Consider the following 15,769-nt stretch of genomic DNA (forward strand, 5'->3'; position numbering starts at 1 on the left):
AGTGCGTCGAAGGTTCGGCGCAGTCTTCGGTTGGTCTGTAAGAAATTTCGTTTAGGTACGACTACCTTGACATGACCATGCTTTACCAAAACGAGAGGGGCGGTGCCGAAGCGGCCGCGCCACCGGATGTCGACCGGCTCTACATCCAGGCGGTGGATCAGCTAGGTCCCGCGTTGGCTCGTCTGGCAGTTGGATACGAAGCAAACCCTATCGAGCGGCAGGACCTGTTGCAGGATATTCATCTGCAGGTCTGGCGCAGCCTGACGTCTTTCGATGAGCGCTGCTCGCTGCGCACCTGGGTCTACCGTGTGGCACACAATGTCGCTGCCGATCATATCGGGCGAGCCCGACGCCTGAAAGGAATGATCGGCCTCGATCACCCGGCGGCGGAGATCGCCGCTGACCCGAATCCCTCCCCGGAGACGGAGGTATCCGACCGGCTTGCGCTGGCCCGGATCCACGCAATGCTCCACCGCCTGCAGCCGATCGATCGGCAGGTGATGATCCTCTACCTGGAGGAGGAGGATGCCGCGACCATCGCGGAGGTTTCCGGTCTCTCGGCCGGCGCGGTGGCGACGCGTATCAGCCGCATCAAGCGCGTTCTGGCCGGCCAGGTCGTTCTGGAGGCAGTACGATGATTAACCGGTCACAATCTTCCTGGAAGGAACAACCTGTTATGACCTCGGTCATAAATCTCGAAGACATCAAGGCGCGACATGCCGCTTTGAGCCGAACCACCAAGCGCCGCAACACTTTGGAATATGTCTCCGCAGGCATGGCCGCCGCCTTTCTGCTCGTCACCAGTGCAGTGACATTCCTGGCAGCCGACTCGTCGGCGGAATGGATCATGGCGTCAGGATTTGCAACGCTGGTGCTCGGCCTCCTGTTGGTGGGCTTGAATATCTTCCGCAAGAGCACACGTGCCGGATTCGATCTTGCGACAAGTGGAATGGGCCATCTGCAACAGCGCTTGGCTCATGAGCGCGACCTGCTGAGATCCGCCTGGCTTTGGTATGTCGGGCCAATAGTGCCGGGGTTCGTCATGATCTATCTCGGATCATGGGCGACAAATCCCGCGCGCCCGATCTTCGCGCTGGTCGGAGGCGGGTCGACCTTTGCCTTCCTTGTTTTGGTCATCATCCTGAACCGCCGCGCGGCTCGACGGATTGAAACGGAAATGCGTGCCCTGCGGGAATGACGATGCTTCGCGAGCCGCGCCGTTCGTGCACCGTCTCTAGAAGGTGATCTTCACCGAAGCGGCGCTGCGCGCGTGCGCACCGTGATGGACGGCCTCGATGTTATTGCCGTCGGGGTCGAGCAGGAAGGCGGCGTAATAGCCGGGATGATAGGGCCGCTCGCCCGGCGCGCCATTGTCCGTGCCGCCGGCCGCCAGCCCGGCCTTGTAGAAGGCATCGACCATCGCGTGGTCCCTGGCCTGGAAGGCCAGATGGTGACGGCCGGTGAGCTTTCCCAGTGCTGCCCGGCTGTCGCCGCTGGAGATGAACAGCTCATCGGACCAGAAATAATCCTCGCCGGTCCCGCCGATCGGCACGCCGAGCACCTGCAAGACCGCCTCGTAGAAACGCCGGCTGGCGGCGAGATCCCTCACCACCAGCTGGATGTGGTCGATGAGCCGGCCGCGATGCAGTTCCTGGGTTTCCACGAAAATTCCTCCTCGCAATGTTCCAAATCTAAATTCGCTTGGGGCGCCGTCAATGCGGGCGGGCGCAGGCTACTGACAGGCGCTGCCTTCCGGCGTCGTCGCCAAAAATGCCGCCCTTCGGTCCTTTGCAAATGAAAAGCCCGCCGGAGAGGGGGAAACCGGCGGGCTTTGAAAAGCCTCGTTGAAAAGGCCTTCGGATGTCTGCGGGGGTCAGACACCTAGGAACACCTGTCGGCTAAAGAGGTTCCACGCAGATCTCTTTTCAGGAGAAATTCTCCTGACGGGAACTTTCCGATCAAACCGGAGTTTCGTGGCGCGGCGGGAGGGACATCGATTGGACTGTTTTCAGAGACTGGAAGCGCTTATCGACAGCGCTGGGGTTGGCGACGTCGAGGAAGCAAACGCCTTGCTGCGACGCTTCAAGGGCAAGTCGCAGGCGGTCGACACGGCAATAGACGAGTTCATGCTCGACTTCATGACATTGATCTTCGTCGTCGAGGCCGGCGAGGAACGCTTTGAAAAACCGCTCCGCAGACTGGCGCGCACCAGGCTTGCGATACTCAAGCATCTGGTCACCGTGACGGCATAGAAATGCCGCCTTCTCTGACCGGCCTACCCCTTCAGCAGCGCCGCCAGCCTTGGAATGCCCTCGGCCACGGCGCGCTGGTCGGCCAGCGTGAAGGACAGCCGCAGCGTGTTGCGTCCGGTGCCGTCGGCGTAAAAAGCGTTGCCGGGCACGAAGGCGACGCGCGCCTCCTTCACCGACCGAGCCAAAAGCTCGGTGGCGTCCGACCCTTCCGGCAGCGTCGCCCAGACGAACATGCCGCCTTCCGGCCGGCTCCAGGTCACGCCCTTCGGCATGTTGGCTTCGAGCGCGCCCAGCAGGCCGTCGCGGCGCTGGCGATAGGCGCCGATAAGTTTGTCGACCTGGCCGTCGAACACGGATTCGGCGACGCGGTGCATGACCAGCTGGTTGATCGAAGGGCTGTGCAGGTCGGAAGCCTGCTTCATCAGCACCAGCTTTTCCACCACATGACGCGGCGCGCACACCCAGCCGACGCGCATGCCCGGCGACAGGATCTTCGAGAACGAGCCGCAATAGAGCGTGCGCGCCTTGTCGATAGAGCCAGAGCGCGCGCAATCGAGCGCCAGGATCGGCGGCACGCCCTCGCCATCATAGCGCAGCGCCCGATAGGCGGCGTCCTCGATGACGGCGATGTCGAGTTCGCCAGCGAGGTCGAGCACCGCCTCGCGCTGCTTTCGATCGAGTGTATTGCCGGTCGGGTTGGCGAAGTCGGGCACCAGATAGGCGAACTTGACCTTGCCGCCCCCTCTTGAAGAACCGGTGGGGGCGGCGGCCGCCGCGCGATAGGCGTCCGGCGTCATGTTGCCGCCTTCCGGCCGCAGACGGTCATAGCGCGGCTCATAGGCGTTGAAGGCCTGCAGCGCGCCGAGATAGGTCGGCCATGTCACCAGCGCGGTGTCGCCCGGCGACAGGAACAGCTTGCCCAGATAATCCAGCGCCTGCTGCGAGCCGGAGGTGATGAAGATGTTGGCCTCGTCGCAGGCGACGCCGAGCTTGCCCATCTGCCCGGCGATCCAGCGCCGCAGCGGCAAATAACCTTCCGACACCTGGTATTGCAGCGCCGCCCCTGCCTCCGCGCCGCCCAGCACCTCGGCATAGGCATCGCGGATGGCATCGGCCGGAAACAGCGCCGGATCGGGAATGCCGCCGGCGAAGGAGATGATGTCGGGCTGGTCGAGCAGCTTCAGCAGCTCGCGGATTTCGGAGGCCTTCATGCGCGACGAGCGCGAAGCCAACAGGTTCAAAAGGGTCAAGTCACGCCTCCCCAGACGATTTTCATATAGGTCAATGTAGCTGACCTATATCCGCTTTGTCAGGCAATTTGAATAGTGCCTGAAAGCCTGCCGCTATACGCCAGTCGCCGCCGGGGCGGAACGGAGTTGCATCTAGAGGCTCTTCTTGTAACCAATATGGCTGGCGGTGAAGCCAAGGTTTTCATAGAAACGGTGCGCGTCCGCCCGCCCCTTGTCGGTTGTGAGCTGCACAAGGCTGCAGCCGCGCGACCGACACTGATCGATCGCCCATTCGAGCATCAGCCGGCCGATGCCGCCCGAGCGCCGATGGCTGGCGACACGAACCGCCTCGATCTGCCCGCGCCAGGCGCCCTTGCGCGACAGCCCGGCAAGAAAGGTGATCTGCAACGTACCGATCACCTCGGCCCCGTCCACTGCCACCGCCAGCAGTTGATTGGAGTCGGCATCGATCGCGGCAAAAGCATTGAGATAGCCCTGGGCCAGCGGCAAGGAGGCATCCTCGCGAGCAGCGCCCAGTGGATCGTCGGCGAGCATCGCGACGATTTCCGGCAGGTCGGAAGCTTGCGCCTTGCGGAAGGTGATCATGGCGCCGGGATAGCGCGAGGCGGTGGCGGCGGCAAGTGAGCTCTCCCTTCTCCCCTTGTGGGAGAAGGTGGCCGAGCGAAGCGAGGTCGGATGAGGGCGCTCCAGGGAACGCCGACGCCTCACTCCGCTGGAACACCCCACATCCGTCTCGGCGCTGCGCGCCGATCCACCTTCCCCCACAAGGGGGGAAGGTGGAGGTGCTAACTAACCTCGCCCTCATACACCGCCTGCGCCTGCATCAACGCCGCGTCCAGCCCTTCTCCTTCTGCATACCCAGCCAGATTCCCCGGCCGCTCGATGCCGGGCAGCAGCCTCGGACACGGCTCGGCCGCGCCGATCACGGTCCGCACCGGGATGACCCCGGCCCACACCGGGTGACCATAATCCTCCTCGTCGTCGGCGACGCCCTTGGCGCGCACTTTGGCCGATGCCTCCTCGATACGCATGCCGATAACCATGGTCGCCTTGGCTTCCTGCGCCGAGATGGGCCGCAAGGTTTCTGATCGGCCGGGGTAGAAGCGGTCGACGACGCCGGCCAGCGCCTTCATCTTTTCCTCCGGCTCATCAACAATCCGCGCGGTGCCGAAGCACATCGCCGAGCGGTAGTTGGCCGAATGGTTGAAGCCGGTGCGCGCCAGCACCAGCCCGTCGAGATGCGACACGGTGAGACAGGCCGGCGTGCCGCCGCGCAATTGGCGCAGCATGCGGCTGGCCGACGAGCCGTGCCAGTAGAGCATGTCGCCCTCGCGCCAGTGGATGGTCGGCGTGCAATAGGGCTGGCCGTCGAAGGTGTACGCGACGTGGCAGAGCAGCCCGGCATCCAGCACCGCGAAGACGGCCGCATGGTCGTAGCTGCCGCGCTCATGCAGGCGCTTGACCCGGTTGCGGCTGGTGGTCGGAAAGCTGGCGGCAACGTCGTTCACGGCTTGCATCCTCGGCTGTTGTCTGCCAACCATGCGCCATGGCATTGGTCGAGAAAAGAACCAATCACAGCAACAAAAATCAGACCAATCCGCCGGATTGGTCGGCGCTGATCCCGGTTCTGCCCGGGGACGGACCGCGCAGCCGCGAGCTTTACGCCGCGCTCAGGCGGCTGATCGAGACCGGCGCGCTGGCTGCCGGCGCCAAGCTGCCGACCACCCGCGACCTTGCAAAGCGCTTCGGCCTGTCGCGCTCGGCGGCGGTCGCCTGTTTCGAGATGCTGATCTCGGAAGGCTTTGCCGTGGCCAAGGTCGGCGCCGGCACCTTCGTCGCTCCCGACGTGCCGTATTTGCCGACAACGCTGGTCAAGGCGCGCCCGCCGGAGATCGACGCCGCCATCTCGCTGCCTTGCGGCCTTGGCGTGGCGGTGTCCGACCCGCGCACGCTTGATGTGTTCCGCATCCTGCTGTCGCGCCACCTCGCCCGCCCCGGCCCCGAGCATTTCCGCTATGGCGATCCGCGCGGCGGCATCGCGCTGCGCACCGCGATTGCCACTTATCTCAGGACCGCGCGCGGCGTGCGCTGCGACGCCGGCCAGATCCTGCTGACCTCGGGCACGCAACAGGGGCTCGACCTCCTGGCGCGCGCGGCACTTCGCCCCGGCGACGCCGTGTGGCTGGAAAACCCCTGCTATCCCATGGCGCACGCAGTGCTGGCCGGCAGCGGCGCCAGGATTGTCGCCGTGCCGGTCGATAGCGAAGGGCTCGATCCCGAGATCGGCGAACGTCTCTGCCCAAAGGCGCGCGCGGCCTATGTCACGCCCTCGCATCAATATCCGCTCGGCGTGACGATGACGATGCGCCGGCGGCTTGCCTTGCTCGACTGGGCGCGGCGCAACGATGCCTGGATCATCGAGGACGATTACGACAGCGAGTTCCGCTATGCCGGCCCGCCACTGACCTCGCTGCAAGGCATGGATGGCGCGAACCGCGTCGCCTATCTCGGGACCTTCTCCAAAGTGCTCTTCCCCGGCCTGCGCATCGGCTATGTCGTGGTGCCGGAGCCGTTGCTCGATGCGGTCATGGCGATCAGGGCGCGCTCCGACCGTTACCCCTCGACGCTGGCCGAGGGCGCGCTGACCGACCTGTTGAACGAAGGCCACTTCGCCGCCCATCTCAGGCGCGTGCGCCGCCGCGTGCAAGCCGCGCGCGACGTGCTGGCCGCGGGCCTGCAGGCGCATTGCGGCGACAGGCTCGATGTGACAGTGCCCGAGCAGGGGCTGCATCTGATGGCGATGCTAAGGGGCAACGGGCCGGACACGGCGATTGTCGAAGCGGCGAAGGCCGTAGGGGTCGGCGCGCGGGCGCTGTCCGCGATGTTCATCGACGGCGCGCCCAAGCATGGGCTAGTGCTGGGCTTTTCCGGGTTTTCGGATGAGGAATTGAGGGCGGCGGCGGTAAGGTTGGGCGGGGTGATGCGGTAGCCGCTCAATCTGCATCAGCGGCAGGCTTCGCCTTCCCGCACTGCGCCAGCACCTTGCCGATGGCCCCCTTCGAACCCTTTAGCGCAAAACTGTTCGAACCATACTTGGCCGAACCGACAGACACATCGCCCTTCCCCCGCAACAGATCGAGCAGCGGATCGGCTTTCTCCAGGTCCACCACGAAGTAATTGTACATTGCCTCCAGCTGCAGGGTCTTGGTCACCGTCCTGCCGTCGGCCTTGAAATCGAACGCGCCGCTGAGGCCGGGCTCCAGCTGCTGGCCGCTCGCACCGAGGTCGTAGCTCAGCACCGGCTTGTCGAAACAGGCCAGCATCAGATACGCGTCGCCCTTCGGGCCGCCGCAGACCGAAGCGGTCAGCACGCTGCCGCCCTCGTCTTCCTCCATCTTCGCGCTCCAGCCGCTGCACGACGCGGCAAACGCCGGCTGCGCAGCCTGCAATGCGGCCACGGCACCGGCGACGACAAGATATCCAGCTTTCATGACTTCCCCCTGATAATTGCAGCACCCGCAACCAGCATATAGGAAAAGCGATCCCGTGACATTGCCCGTTGCGGCAAGGTCGTCTGGTCCGGGTTTGGAGAGCGTTGTGTCGAGAGTTCGTCTGTGTCTTCTGGTGGCCGCCCTGGTGGCCTTGCCAGTCACCGCCCATGCGCAGTGGAAGCCGGTCGAGAAGGTCGAAACCTATGCCATTTCGGGTCAGTCCGGGCCCGAACTCTATCGCTCGATCGGCGAGAACGGGCCGAATGTCGGCGTCGCCCGCGCCATCGCCCACACCAATTTCAAGCTGACCTGGACCAGGGACTATCAGGCACGGGCCGGCGCCTGCGTGCTGGTGTCGGCGAAGCCGAAATTGATCATCACCTACACCTTGCCCAGCCCCACTTCACCGCTGCCATCCGCTGTCCAGAAGAACTGGGAGGTTTTTCTCGCCGGCGTCAGTGCCCATGAAAAGGTGCATGGCGCCACCATTGTCGACATGGTGCGCAAGATCGAGGCGGCGACCGTCGGCCTGACGGTTGCCGACGACCCCAAATGCAGCAAGATCCGGAGCGAGATGACCAAGCGCCTGTCCGCACTCTCGCAGGCGCAGCGCCAGGCCAGCCGCGATTTCGACCGCGTCGAACTCGGCCCGGGCGGCAATCTGCAGAAGCTTATCCTCGCTTTGGTGAATGGCGGCTGAGCCACCACCTTCAAGCCTCGGACACCAGCCCGTCGAGAAGCGCAAAACCTTCCGGCCAGTCGCCCAGGCCGCTTTCGGCGTTGATGTGGCCGAACGGCCCGATCACGGCCAGGCGGCTGCCCCATTGCGTCGCCCGCGCCTCGGCATACTCCGCCGAACCATAGGGGTCGTTGGTGCTGGTCACCACAAGCGAGGCAAAGCGCAGCTTGCCCTCGGGAAGTTTGGCGAAAGCCATACCGTATTCGGGAAAGACCGCCGACGCCGGATCGGGAACGCCGACCAGCAAGGCCGCCTTCACGGGCCTTTGCGAAATCTTCTGCCAGTGCACGATAAGCAGGCAGGACAGGCTGTGCGCGACCAGCACCGGCGGCTCGGGCGCGGCGATCACCGCGGCCTCCAGAGCCGCCAGCCAGTCGGTGAAATCGGGCAGGTCCCAGCTTGAGGGCCGGAAGCGCCGCATCGCCGGATTGGCGTCTTCCCACCGCGATTGCCAATGCGCCGGGCCGGAACCGCCGCTCCCCGGCAGGATGATGAAATGCGGCATGTCGCCTTGCTCCTATCGATCACCGGTGCATGGTGACGTCTTGCGCTGGCACCGGGAATGGGAAATCATCGGAAAAATCATGTCCTTACCGATGGATTCAAAGTGACACCATGAGGACCAGCGATGAGCGCGCGCCGCTCGACCCGACCGACATCGCCATCATCGAGGCCATGCAGGAGAATGGCCGCATCGGCATATCGGAGCTCGGCCGGCGGGTCGGCCTGTCGCAGCCGGCCACCTCCGAGCGGGTCAAGCGGCTGGAGGAGCGCGGCGTCATTGCCGGCTACACCGCGGTGATCGACCCGGCCGCCCTTGGCCTCGGCATGATGGCCATCATCCGCGTGCGCACCACGCATGAGCACATCCGCCCTTGCCTGAAGCAGTTCGCCGAAATGCCCGAGATTACCGAGGTGCACCGGCTGACCGGCGAGGATTGCTTCATCCTGAAAGTGGTCGTGCCCTCGCCCGCCCACCTTGAAACCATCGTCGACGCCGTCGCGCGCCATGGCGCGGTCACCACGGCACTGGTGCTGCGCAGCGAGACGCCGAAGCCGATCGGCCGCGAACTGATCCGCGCGAACACGGTTTCGTAAGCGCCGAACCAGTCATCAATCCGTCGCAGTGCGAACCTAACTGCTCAGCGAAATGGACCTGGAACGCATGACGACAGGACGAGGCAAACGCCTGATGATCGCGGCCGCTGCCGCATCGTTGTTCGGCTTTGCCATCGCTTTGCCGGCAACTCTTGTTCGCGCCGGAACCGGCAGCGTCCAACCCGGCCCCCTATCGCGCGCCGACGCTTTTGCCCGGGCGCAAGCGCTGACCGCCCTTGGCCGCAAAATGTTCTTCGATCCCGCTCTCTCGGCTTCGGGCAAGCAGGCCTGCTCGTCATGTCATGACCCGCGCCACGCCTTCGGTCCGGCGTCGGCAGATCCGGTCGAGATGGGCGGTCTAAACCTCGACCGACCGGGCGTGCGCGCCGTGCCGTCGCTGCGCTATCTCCAGGCGGCGCCCTCTTTCACCGAGCATTTCTACGATTCCGAGGACGAGGGCGACGAGAGCGTCGACAATGGTCCGACCGGCGGCCTGACCTGGGACGGCCGCGCCGACCATGGCAAGGACCAGGCGAAAATCCCCCTGCTCTCGCCCTTCGAGATGGCCAACAAGGATGAGGCCGCCGTCGCCGCCGCCTTGCGCAAGGCCGCCTATGCCGATGAGTTCAAGGCGGCCTTCGGCGACGACGTGTTCGACCACGCGAGCGATGCCTTCGACGCCGCCGCCGAGGCGCTCGGCACGTTCGAGCAGAGCGCTGCCGACTTCTACCCCTATTCCAGCCGCTACGACGCCTTCCTCGCCGGCAAGGCTGAGCTGACGGCGCAGGAATTGCGCGGCCGCGCGCTGTTCGAGGACGAGACCAAGGGCAATTGCGCCAGTTGCCACTTGAGCGAACCGGCCAATGACGGCGAGCCGCCGCAATTCACCGATTTCGGCCTGATCGCTATCGCCGTGCCGCGCAACGCGGCGCTTCCCGCCAATGCCGACCCCGCCTATGCCGATCTCGGCCTGTGCGGCCCGCTGCGCACCGATTTCAAGGGACGGACTGAGTATTGCGGCCTGTTCAAGACGCCGACCCTGCGCAACGTCGCGCTGCGCAAGAGCTTCTTCCACAATGGCGCCTTGCACACGCTGCGCGACGCGGTCGCCTTCTATGCCAGCCGCGACACCGATCCGGCCCATTGGTATCCCAGGAATGCCGACGGCACGGTCAGGAAATATGACGACCTGCCAAAGGCTTACTGGGGAAACTTGAATCAGGATCCACCCTTCAACGGCAAAAAGCCCGGCGACAAACCGGCGCTCAACGACGCCGAAATCGACGACATCGTCGCCTTCCTGGGCACGCTTACCGACGCCGACCAGCAGGCGGGGCCAGCGAACTGAACCGCCCTACCCGGTTTGGCCTGTTCGCCGGTGAAAAGAAGGTGCCTCGATCTACCGGATCCGATGCGCCGCAACGCCTGGGACCGGTAAAGAAAGACACATCCCATTAGCGCTTCCTAAACCGCCTTGCGGTATTCCTCGTCACTCGATGGTGGGACGCAGATGAACGCATTCAGGCGAGCGGCCGGATTTGTTGTGATCCTGTTGACCGGGGCGGCGACGCTGGGGGCGTTGCATATCGATGCCCAGCGAAACTTCGCGCTGGCCAAGGAGCGCTATGTCGAGAACTCCCAGGCAGCTTCCAGAGCGACGGCCAAGACCGTCGAAGACGCCTTGCGGGCCGTCTACGAGAATGTGCGCACCCTGAGCTATCTGCCGAGCGTGCGCAACCTCGACCGGCATGGCACGAACCTTGGCGATGAGGGCCGCGCGACGATCCAGCAGATCTACAACAACCTCGCCAACAACGTCTCCATTTCCGAGGTTTACTTCCTGCCGGTGGATTTCAGCCCGGACCGCTTCGATGCCGCGACCGGCAAGCTCGAGGAGCCGATCCTCCAGTTCGACCAGTTGATCGTGAACGCCAAGGCGAGATCCGATGCCGCCGGCAGCGACAAACAGGCGAAGCTGGACGAGAATGCACTGACCCGCCCGCCGGAGGAGATCGAGACCTACGAATACCATGAGCTGGCCAAACAGCTCGCCTGGCTGAAGACGAACTATCCGAATTCGAGCGCCATCGACGGGTTGAACGTGCCGATCATCGGCACGAAGTAGATCATCACCTGCGACAACACCGATTTCATCCATACCGGCAATGACGCCGATCGCTCAGGCTTCATCCTTTCGGTCCCGGTCTTCGGCCAGGATGGCAGCCTGCGCGGCTCCGTCTCGGCGATCATGCTTACCTCGGCGCTGCGGAAACTGTTGCCGGGCAGCGACTATGTCATCGTCAATTCAGGCTACGGTTTTGAATCCGACCAGCACAGGATGTCGACGGCCCTGGCGGCGGATTCCCGTGCCTTCACGGCGGCCGACCCCAATCTGATCTATTCCGAAGTCATTCCGCTCTCGCTCAACGATCCCAGGAGCGCATGGCGTCTTTGGGCCGGTTTCCCCAACAGCCGGTTCGACAACAACATGGACGTCCAGTCCGTAAGGGAATTCGAACTGGCCGGTTATGCGGCGGTCGCGTTGGTCACGCTGCTGGCGCTGGCATGCTGGTACGCTATCGGGCGCACGATGACGATGCAGGTCGAGGCCGCCGAGACCCTTGAGCGTCGGGTCGAGCAGCGCACCGCCCAGATCCAGCATCTGGCCACGCATGACATTCTCACCGGCCTGCCCAACCGAGGCCTCCTGGCCGACACGATGGACGAGGCATTGCGAAGCCTCAGGGACGACGAGAAGCTGGCCGTCCATTGCGTCGATCTCGACCGTTTCAAGCCGGTCAACGACACGCTCGGCCATCCGGTCGGCGATGAGCTTCTCGGCGCGGTGGCGAAGCGGTTGAAACACCATGCCGGCGAAACCGCCATGGTCGCCAGAATTGGCGGGGACGAGTTCGTCATCCTTCAGCTCCTGCTCGACGGCGACGACGAGGCCGGCGTGCTGGCAAGCCGTGTCATTCATGCCCTGTCCGACGAATTCTCCATCCAGGGCCACAAGATCAACATCGGCGGCAGCATCGGCATCGCCGTCTTCCCCGACGACGGACAAAGTTCGGAAACCCTTATCCGCAATGCCGACCTTGCCTTGTACAAGGCCAAGATGGAGGGGCGCGGGACCTGCAGGTCGTTCGAGCCGGGAATGGACGCAAGGCTGCAGGAGCGGCGCCAACTCGAGTCCGAACTGGCGCTCGGCGTGAAGAAAGAACAGTTCGTCCTGCATTATCAACCGCTGCACGATGCAAAGACCTCGCAGCTCACCGGCTTCGAAGCGCTGGTAAGATGGAACCATCCGCGCCTCGGCCTGCTGCCGCCGTCGGAGTTCATCCAATTGGCCGAGGAGACAGGCGCCATCGACGCGCTCGGCGAGTGGATCATGCGGCGTGCCTGCGCCGACGCCGTGAAATGGCCCCTCCCCGTCAAGGTCGCGGTCAATCTTTCGCCGGCCCAGTTCAAACAGCAGGGGCTGTCGCTTCAGGTTGCCGCGGCGCTCGCGGCTTCAGGCCTGCTGCCGTCACGGCTCGAACTGGAGATCACCGAGTCGGTGCTGTTGGCGAACAACGAAAACACGCTGAACACGCTGTACAGTCTGCGCGACCTCGGCATCTCCATAGCCATGGACGATTTCGGCACCGGCTACTCCTCGCTGAGCTATCTCAGGTCGTTCCCGTTCAACCGCATCAAGATCGACCGCAGCTTCGTCAGCCTGATGTGCGAGAGCAGCGAAAGCCGGGCGATCGTCAAGGCCGTCGCCGAACTCGGCACCACGCTTGGCATGACGACGACCGCCGAAGGCGTCGAGACAGAGGACCAGTACAGGCTGGTCAAGGAGAATGGCTGCACGGATGTCCAGGGCTGGTATTTTGGCCGCCCTATGCCGGTCTCCGAGCTTCATGCGCTATTCGACCAGCCGGAAGCCCTGACCGCGTAATCAGCCAGACGGCATGATGGCGAAAATCGGCAGCGGCCGCTACCTCCGCCAGGCCGCCAGATCGGTCAGGATCCGCGCCTTCAGCGCCGGATCGGCGTAGCTCGCCTGCACCGATGTCGCGGCGAGATGGCGGATGGTCTCGTCGTCCCAGCCGAAGGTCTCGGCGCAGGCGGCGTAGGAGGCTTCGAGCGTGGTGTCGAGCAGCGACGGGTCGTCGGTGTTGATCGAAACCGGGACGCCGGCCTTGCGTAAGGCATCGATCGGATGTTGCGCAAGCGAGGGGTAGACGCCGAGCGCCAGATTGGAGACCGGACAGATGCCCAGGGGGATCTGTTTGCGCGCCAGCAAGTCGACGAGTTCCGGGTCCTCGATCGCCCGCACCCCATGGTCGATGCGGTCGGCGCCCAGCAATTCGATGGCGTCGCGAACCCCTTCCGGGCCGCTCGACTCGCCGGCATGAACGGTGCGCCGCAAACCCGCCGCGCCGGCCCGGCGAAACGCCTCGGCAAAGCGTGGGCCGGTACGGCCGGCGGCCGCTTCGTTGCCGTCGATCGACAGGCCGACGACACGCCTGTGCCTGATCCTGCTCAGCAACTCCACCAGCTCGAGTGATTCCGCCGCCGACTGGGTGCGAAGCAGGCTGACGCAAAGCCCGACCGGCGGGTGACGATCCTGTTCGGCGGCCGCGAAACCCGCATCGAACGCGTCGATCATCCCCGCAACGTCCTTGTGCCAGTGCGGCCAGTGCGTCGGGTTGACGATGGCGTCGGCGTAGCGCACGCCGCTCCGGCCCATGCGCTGCGCGAACTTGTAGGCCGTCGTGGCGAGTTGCTCGCGGGTACGAAAAGTCCCGCACAACCAGTCGAGCATTTCGAGGAAGCTCTTGAGGTCATGGGCTTCGAACAGCCTGTCGCGCGGCGCGCGCAGCGGAATGCCGGCTTGCTCGCAGTTCGCGATCACATCGTCGGCCTCGAAGCAGCCCTCGATGTGGATGTGACTTCGGCTTTCGGCAATCCGATGAAGTCGGTCAATGATGTCTCCCCTCTTGGCCGGAAGCATCAAACCATGAAACGGCTGGTACCGATTTATTTCAAGAAATGATTGAAAGAATTGCGCATGGGCCGCGAGAGTGGCGAGCTCCGAAGCTTCACAGCGCCCGGATAACACCCCCATCCACGCGGATATTCTGGCCGGTGATATAGCCCGCCCCTTCCGAAGCCAGGAACGCAATCGTCGCGGCGACCTCCTCTGATGTGCCGTAGCGCTGCATCGGAACGTTGTCGCGGCGCTCTTCGACGGTCGGCAGGCTGTCGATCCAGCCCGGCAGCACATTGTTCATGCGCACATTGTCCGGTGCGTAAGTGTTGGCGAAGATCTTGGTGTAGGCGGTCACTCCGGCGCGGAACACGGCGGACGTCGGGAACATCGCGTTCGGCTCGGCCACCCAGGCAGTCGAGATGTTGATGATGGCGCCGCCCTTCTGCTTGATCATGTGCGGCGCCATGATGCGTACCGGCCGGATGACGTTCATCAGATAGACATCCATGCCGGTGCGCCACTGCTCGTCCGTGATCTCCAGGATCGGCGCGCGCGGCCCATGGCCGCCGCTGTTGACCAGCACGTCGATGCGGCCAAAGCGCTCCAGCGTCAGGTCGGCGAGGCGCTGCAAATCGTCATTCGACTGGTTGGAGCCGGTGACGCCGAGCCCGCCCAACTCCTTGGCCAGGGCCTCGCCCTTGCCCGAGGAGGAGAGAATGGCGATCTTGAACCCATCCGCCGCCAGGCGCTTGGCCGCCGCCGCCCCCATGCCGCTGCCACCGGCCACGACAACAGCCACTTTTTCTACACTCATCGGATTTTCCTCTCAGGGTTGGCAGGCACCGCAACCGGTGTTTTCGGTATTTGGACGGTGATATAACTGGTTTTATCACCCGGTTCGAACCAGAATGCCTGAAATCAACCAGTAGAAAAACTCCTGCATGCCCGAAGCCTTCCTCAGCCTGCCGCCATTGAATGCGCTGCGCGCCTTCGAGGCCTCGGCGCGCCATCTCAACTTCCGCATCGCCGCCGAGGAGTTGAACGTCACGCAAGGTGCGGTAGCCCGCACATTCGCGGCCTGGAGACCCATCTCGGCGCGAAACTGTTCGAGCGGCTGCCGCGCGGCCTGGCGCTGACCGATCAGGGCCGCGCCTATGTGCCCAACATCCGCCGCGCCTTCGACCTGATCTCGGAGGCAACCCAGCTGTTGCGCCCCGAACCGGCACGTCTGACGATCAGCGTGACGCCGAGTTTCGCCACCAAATGGTTGATCCCCAGGCTGCAGGATTTCATGGCCGACAATCCGCTGGTCGACCTGCGCGTGCTAGCCAGCGAGAGCGTGTCGAGCTTCCAGGCCGACGGCGTCGACGTCGCGGTGCGGCAAGGCCGCCCGCCCTTCGGCGCCGGCCTGATCGTCGACCTGTTGTTTCCCCAGCAGATCATCGCAATCTGCAGCCCGGCCCTGCTGCCTATCGGGACCGCCGAAATCCCGGCGGCCGAAATCCAGCATCACGTGCTGCTGCACGACGCGCACAATCTGTGGCCGGAATTCATGGAAAAGGCGGTCGGCCTGAAGATGACGGCCGAGCTCAAGCGCATGCGCTTCAACCAGACCAGCCTCGCCATCGACGCGGCCATCGCCGGCCAGGGCATAGCGCTGGCCAGCCGCTTCCTCGTCGCAGCCGATCTCGCCGCCGGCCGCCTGGTCCAGCCGGTCAGCGGCGAAATGCGCGGCACGCAGGATTTTTATGTCGTCATGCCGAGAAAGCAGCGCCATCCCGAACCGACACAGGCCGTGCGGCAATGGCTGCTGGATGCGGGGGAACGGCCGCCGGTCTAGGGCGTGTACTCATTAAGCGGCTTGCCGACTTATGTCCGCTCACCCCCAAGCTGCGGAAGAGCGGACGTTGCCCGAGGTCGCGGAAGGGTCATCAGCAGAAGTTCCTCGACACGTT

Annotated in this window: 18 protein-coding genes and 1 pseudogene; 11 read left to right on the forward strand and 8 right to left on the reverse strand. The window is 64.3% G+C overall.

Annotation, left to right across the window (positions count from 1 at the left end; translation table 11 throughout):
• Positions 1-71 precede the first annotated feature (71 nt).
• The gene (locus D3242_RS31330; RefSeq protein ID WP_064981794.1) at positions 72-638 is read left to right on the forward strand and encodes an RNA polymerase sigma factor; all 567 of its coding nucleotides are present in this window, start codon (positions 72-74) and stop codon (positions 636-638) included.
• 38 nt (positions 639-676) lie between these two features.
• Positions 677-1,198 carry a hypothetical protein gene (locus tag D3242_RS31335; protein WP_064981795.1) on the forward strand — a complete coding sequence of 174 codons (522 nt, stop codon included), beginning with the start codon at positions 677-679 and terminating at the stop codon, positions 1,196-1,198.
• A gap of 36 nt (positions 1,199-1,234) precedes the next feature.
• On the opposite strand, the gene D3242_RS31340 is transcribed toward D3242_RS31335, so the two are convergent.
• Complete coding sequence (locus D3242_RS31340; protein WP_064981797.1) at positions 1,235-1,663, reverse strand: VOC family protein; 429 nt, start codon at positions 1,661-1,663, stop codon at positions 1,235-1,237.
• Positions 1,664-1,997: 334 nt separating this feature from the next.
• On the opposite strand from D3242_RS31340, the gene D3242_RS31345 reads away from it, so the two are divergent.
• Positions 1,998-2,252 carry a hypothetical protein gene (locus D3242_RS31345; protein ID WP_223217710.1) on the forward strand — a complete coding sequence of 85 codons (255 nt, stop codon included), beginning with the start codon at positions 1,998-2,000 and terminating at the stop codon, positions 2,250-2,252.
• 23 nt (positions 2,253-2,275) lie between these two features.
• On the opposite strand, the gene D3242_RS31350 is transcribed toward D3242_RS31345, so the two are convergent.
• The 3 genes from D3242_RS31350 to D3242_RS31360 form a co-directional block, all read right to left on the reverse strand.
• Positions 2,276-3,463 (reverse strand): aminotransferase-like domain-containing protein, encoded by a 1,188-nt coding sequence (locus D3242_RS31350; RefSeq protein WP_064981971.1) that lies wholly within the window; start codon positions 3,461-3,463, stop codon positions 2,276-2,278.
• Between the two features lie 171 nt (positions 3,464-3,634).
• Positions 3,635-4,087 (reverse strand): GNAT family N-acetyltransferase, encoded by a 453-nt coding sequence (locus D3242_RS31355; RefSeq protein WP_064981798.1) that lies wholly within the window; start codon positions 4,085-4,087, stop codon positions 3,635-3,637.
• A 200-nt stretch (positions 4,088-4,287) separates the two neighbouring features.
• On the reverse strand, positions 4,288-5,043 hold the full coding sequence (locus D3242_RS31360; protein ID WP_019859331.1) for a pyridoxamine 5'-phosphate oxidase family protein: 756 nt from the start codon (positions 5,041-5,043) through the stop codon (positions 4,288-4,290).
• Positions 5,044-5,048: 5 nt separating this feature from the next.
• Here D3242_RS31360 and pdxR point away from each other — a divergent pair, with 5 nt between their 5' ends.
• The gene (gene pdxR / locus D3242_RS31365) at positions 5,049-6,491 is read left to right on the forward strand and encodes a MocR-like pyridoxine biosynthesis transcription factor PdxR (RefSeq protein WP_064981800.1); all 1,443 of its coding nucleotides are present in this window, start codon (positions 5,049-5,051) and stop codon (positions 6,489-6,491) included.
• Positions 6,492-6,495: 4 nt separating this feature from the next.
• Here pdxR and D3242_RS31370 read toward each other — a convergent pair whose 3' ends face one another.
• Positions 6,496-6,897 (reverse strand): hypothetical protein, encoded by a 402-nt coding sequence (locus D3242_RS31370; protein ID WP_064981972.1) that lies wholly within the window; start codon positions 6,895-6,897, stop codon positions 6,496-6,498.
• A 202-nt stretch (positions 6,898-7,099) separates the two neighbouring features.
• Here D3242_RS31370 and D3242_RS31375 point away from each other — a divergent pair, with 202 nt between their 5' ends.
• Positions 7,100-7,693: a DUF922 domain-containing Zn-dependent protease gene (locus D3242_RS31375; protein WP_223217708.1), complete on the forward strand. Its 594-nt coding sequence runs from the start codon at positions 7,100-7,102 to the stop codon at positions 7,691-7,693.
• A 10-nt stretch (positions 7,694-7,703) separates the two neighbouring features.
• Here the strand turns inward: D3242_RS31375 and D3242_RS31380 are convergent, their stop codons facing one another.
• Entirely contained in the window at positions 7,704-8,237 is a 534-nt protein-coding gene (locus tag D3242_RS31380; protein ID WP_064981803.1) for an RBBP9/YdeN family alpha/beta hydrolase, read from the reverse strand.
• Positions 8,238-8,347: 110 nt separating this feature from the next.
• On the opposite strand from D3242_RS31380, the gene D3242_RS31385 reads away from it, so the two are divergent.
• From D3242_RS31385 to D3242_RS31395, 4 genes are all read left to right on the forward strand, one after another.
• Positions 8,348-8,830 carry an Lrp/AsnC family transcriptional regulator gene (locus D3242_RS31385; protein WP_019859338.1) on the forward strand — a complete coding sequence of 161 codons (483 nt, stop codon included), beginning with the start codon at positions 8,348-8,350 and terminating at the stop codon, positions 8,828-8,830.
• 67 nt (positions 8,831-8,897) lie between these two features.
• Entirely contained in the window at positions 8,898-10,178 is a 1,281-nt protein-coding gene (locus D3242_RS31390; RefSeq protein ID WP_064981973.1) for a cytochrome-c peroxidase, read from the forward strand.
• A gap of 162 nt (positions 10,179-10,340) precedes the next feature.
• Complete coding sequence (locus D3242_RS34200; protein ID WP_223217707.1) at positions 10,341-10,955, forward strand: hypothetical protein; 615 nt, start codon at positions 10,341-10,343, stop codon at positions 10,953-10,955.
• Between the two features lie 123 nt (positions 10,956-11,078).
• Complete coding sequence (locus D3242_RS31395) at positions 11,079-12,776, forward strand: putative bifunctional diguanylate cyclase/phosphodiesterase (RefSeq protein WP_223217706.1); 1,698 nt, start codon at positions 11,079-11,081, stop codon at positions 12,774-12,776.
• A gap of 39 nt (positions 12,777-12,815) precedes the next feature.
• Here D3242_RS31395 and add read toward each other — a convergent pair whose 3' ends face one another.
• Positions 12,816-13,736: an adenosine deaminase gene (gene add / locus D3242_RS31400; RefSeq protein WP_244839820.1), complete on the reverse strand. Its 921-nt coding sequence runs from the start codon at positions 13,734-13,736 to the stop codon at positions 12,816-12,818.
• Between add and D3242_RS34205 the strand changes: the two genes are divergently transcribed.
• The gene (locus D3242_RS34205) at positions 13,716-13,877 is read left to right on the forward strand and encodes a hypothetical protein (RefSeq protein ID WP_223217959.1); all 162 of its coding nucleotides are present in this window, start codon (positions 13,716-13,718) and stop codon (positions 13,875-13,877) included. The two genes, add and D3242_RS34205, sit on opposite strands and share 21 nt — an antisense overlap.
• Positions 13,878-13,923: 46 nt before the next feature.
• On the opposite strand, the gene D3242_RS31405 is transcribed toward D3242_RS34205, so the two are convergent.
• On the reverse strand, positions 13,924-14,628 hold the full coding sequence (locus D3242_RS31405) for an SDR family oxidoreductase (protein ID WP_064981807.1): 705 nt from the start codon (positions 14,626-14,628) through the stop codon (positions 13,924-13,926).
• Between the two features lie 127 nt (positions 14,629-14,755).
• On the opposite strand from D3242_RS31405, the pseudogene gcvA reads away from it, so the two are divergent.
• A pseudogene (gene gcvA, locus D3242_RS31410) lies at positions 14,756-15,654 on the forward strand (transcriptional regulator GcvA).
• Positions 15,655-15,769: the final 115 nt, after the last annotated feature.

Origin of the sequence: Mesorhizobium jarvisii, from assembly GCF_003601985.1 — a bacterium.
In the GTDB taxonomy this organism is placed as follows: Bacteria; Pseudomonadota; Alphaproteobacteria; order Rhizobiales; family Rhizobiaceae; genus Mesorhizobium; species Mesorhizobium jarvisii.

Coding starts and splice junctions, on each gene's coding strand:
- D3242_RS31370 (WP_064981972.1), bottom strand. CDS start 6,897: ATGGAGGAAGACGAGGGCGGCAGCGTGCTGACCGCTTCGGTCTGCGGC.
- D3242_RS34200 (WP_223217707.1), top strand. CDS start 10,341: ATGAACGCATTCAGGCGAGCGGCCGGATTTGTTGTGATCCTGTTGACC.
- D3242_RS31390 (WP_064981973.1), top strand. CDS start 8,898: ATGACGACAGGACGAGGCAAACGCCTGATGATCGCGGCCGCTGCCGCA.
- D3242_RS31355 (WP_064981798.1), bottom strand. CDS start 4,087: ATGATCACCTTCCGCAAGGCGCAAGCTTCCGACCTGCCGGAAATCGTC.
- pdxR (WP_064981800.1), top strand. CDS start 5,049: ATGGCATTGGTCGAGAAAAGAACCAATCACAGCAACAAAAATCAGACC.
- D3242_RS31350 (WP_064981971.1), bottom strand. CDS start 3,463: ATGAAGGCCTCCGAAATCCGCGAGCTGCTGAAGCTGCTCGACCAGCCC.
- D3242_RS31380 (WP_064981803.1), bottom strand. CDS start 8,237: ATGCCGCATTTCATCATCCTGCCGGGGAGCGGCGGTTCCGGCCCGGCG.
- D3242_RS31385 (WP_019859338.1), top strand. CDS start 8,348: ATGAGGACCAGCGATGAGCGCGCGCCGCTCGACCCGACCGACATCGCC.
- D3242_RS31395 (WP_223217706.1), top strand. CDS start 11,079: ATGCTTACCTCGGCGCTGCGGAAACTGTTGCCGGGCAGCGACTATGTC.
- D3242_RS31360 (WP_019859331.1), bottom strand. CDS start 5,043: ATGGTTGGCAGACAACAGCCGAGGATGCAAGCCGTGAACGACGTTGCC.
- D3242_RS31330 (WP_064981794.1), top strand. CDS start 72: ATGACCATGCTTTACCAAAACGAGAGGGGCGGTGCCGAAGCGGCCGCG.
- D3242_RS31405 (WP_064981807.1), bottom strand. CDS start 14,628: ATGAGTGTAGAAAAAGTGGCTGTTGTCGTGGCCGGTGGCAGCGGCATG.
- D3242_RS31335 (WP_064981795.1), top strand. CDS start 677: ATGACCTCGGTCATAAATCTCGAAGACATCAAGGCGCGACATGCCGCT.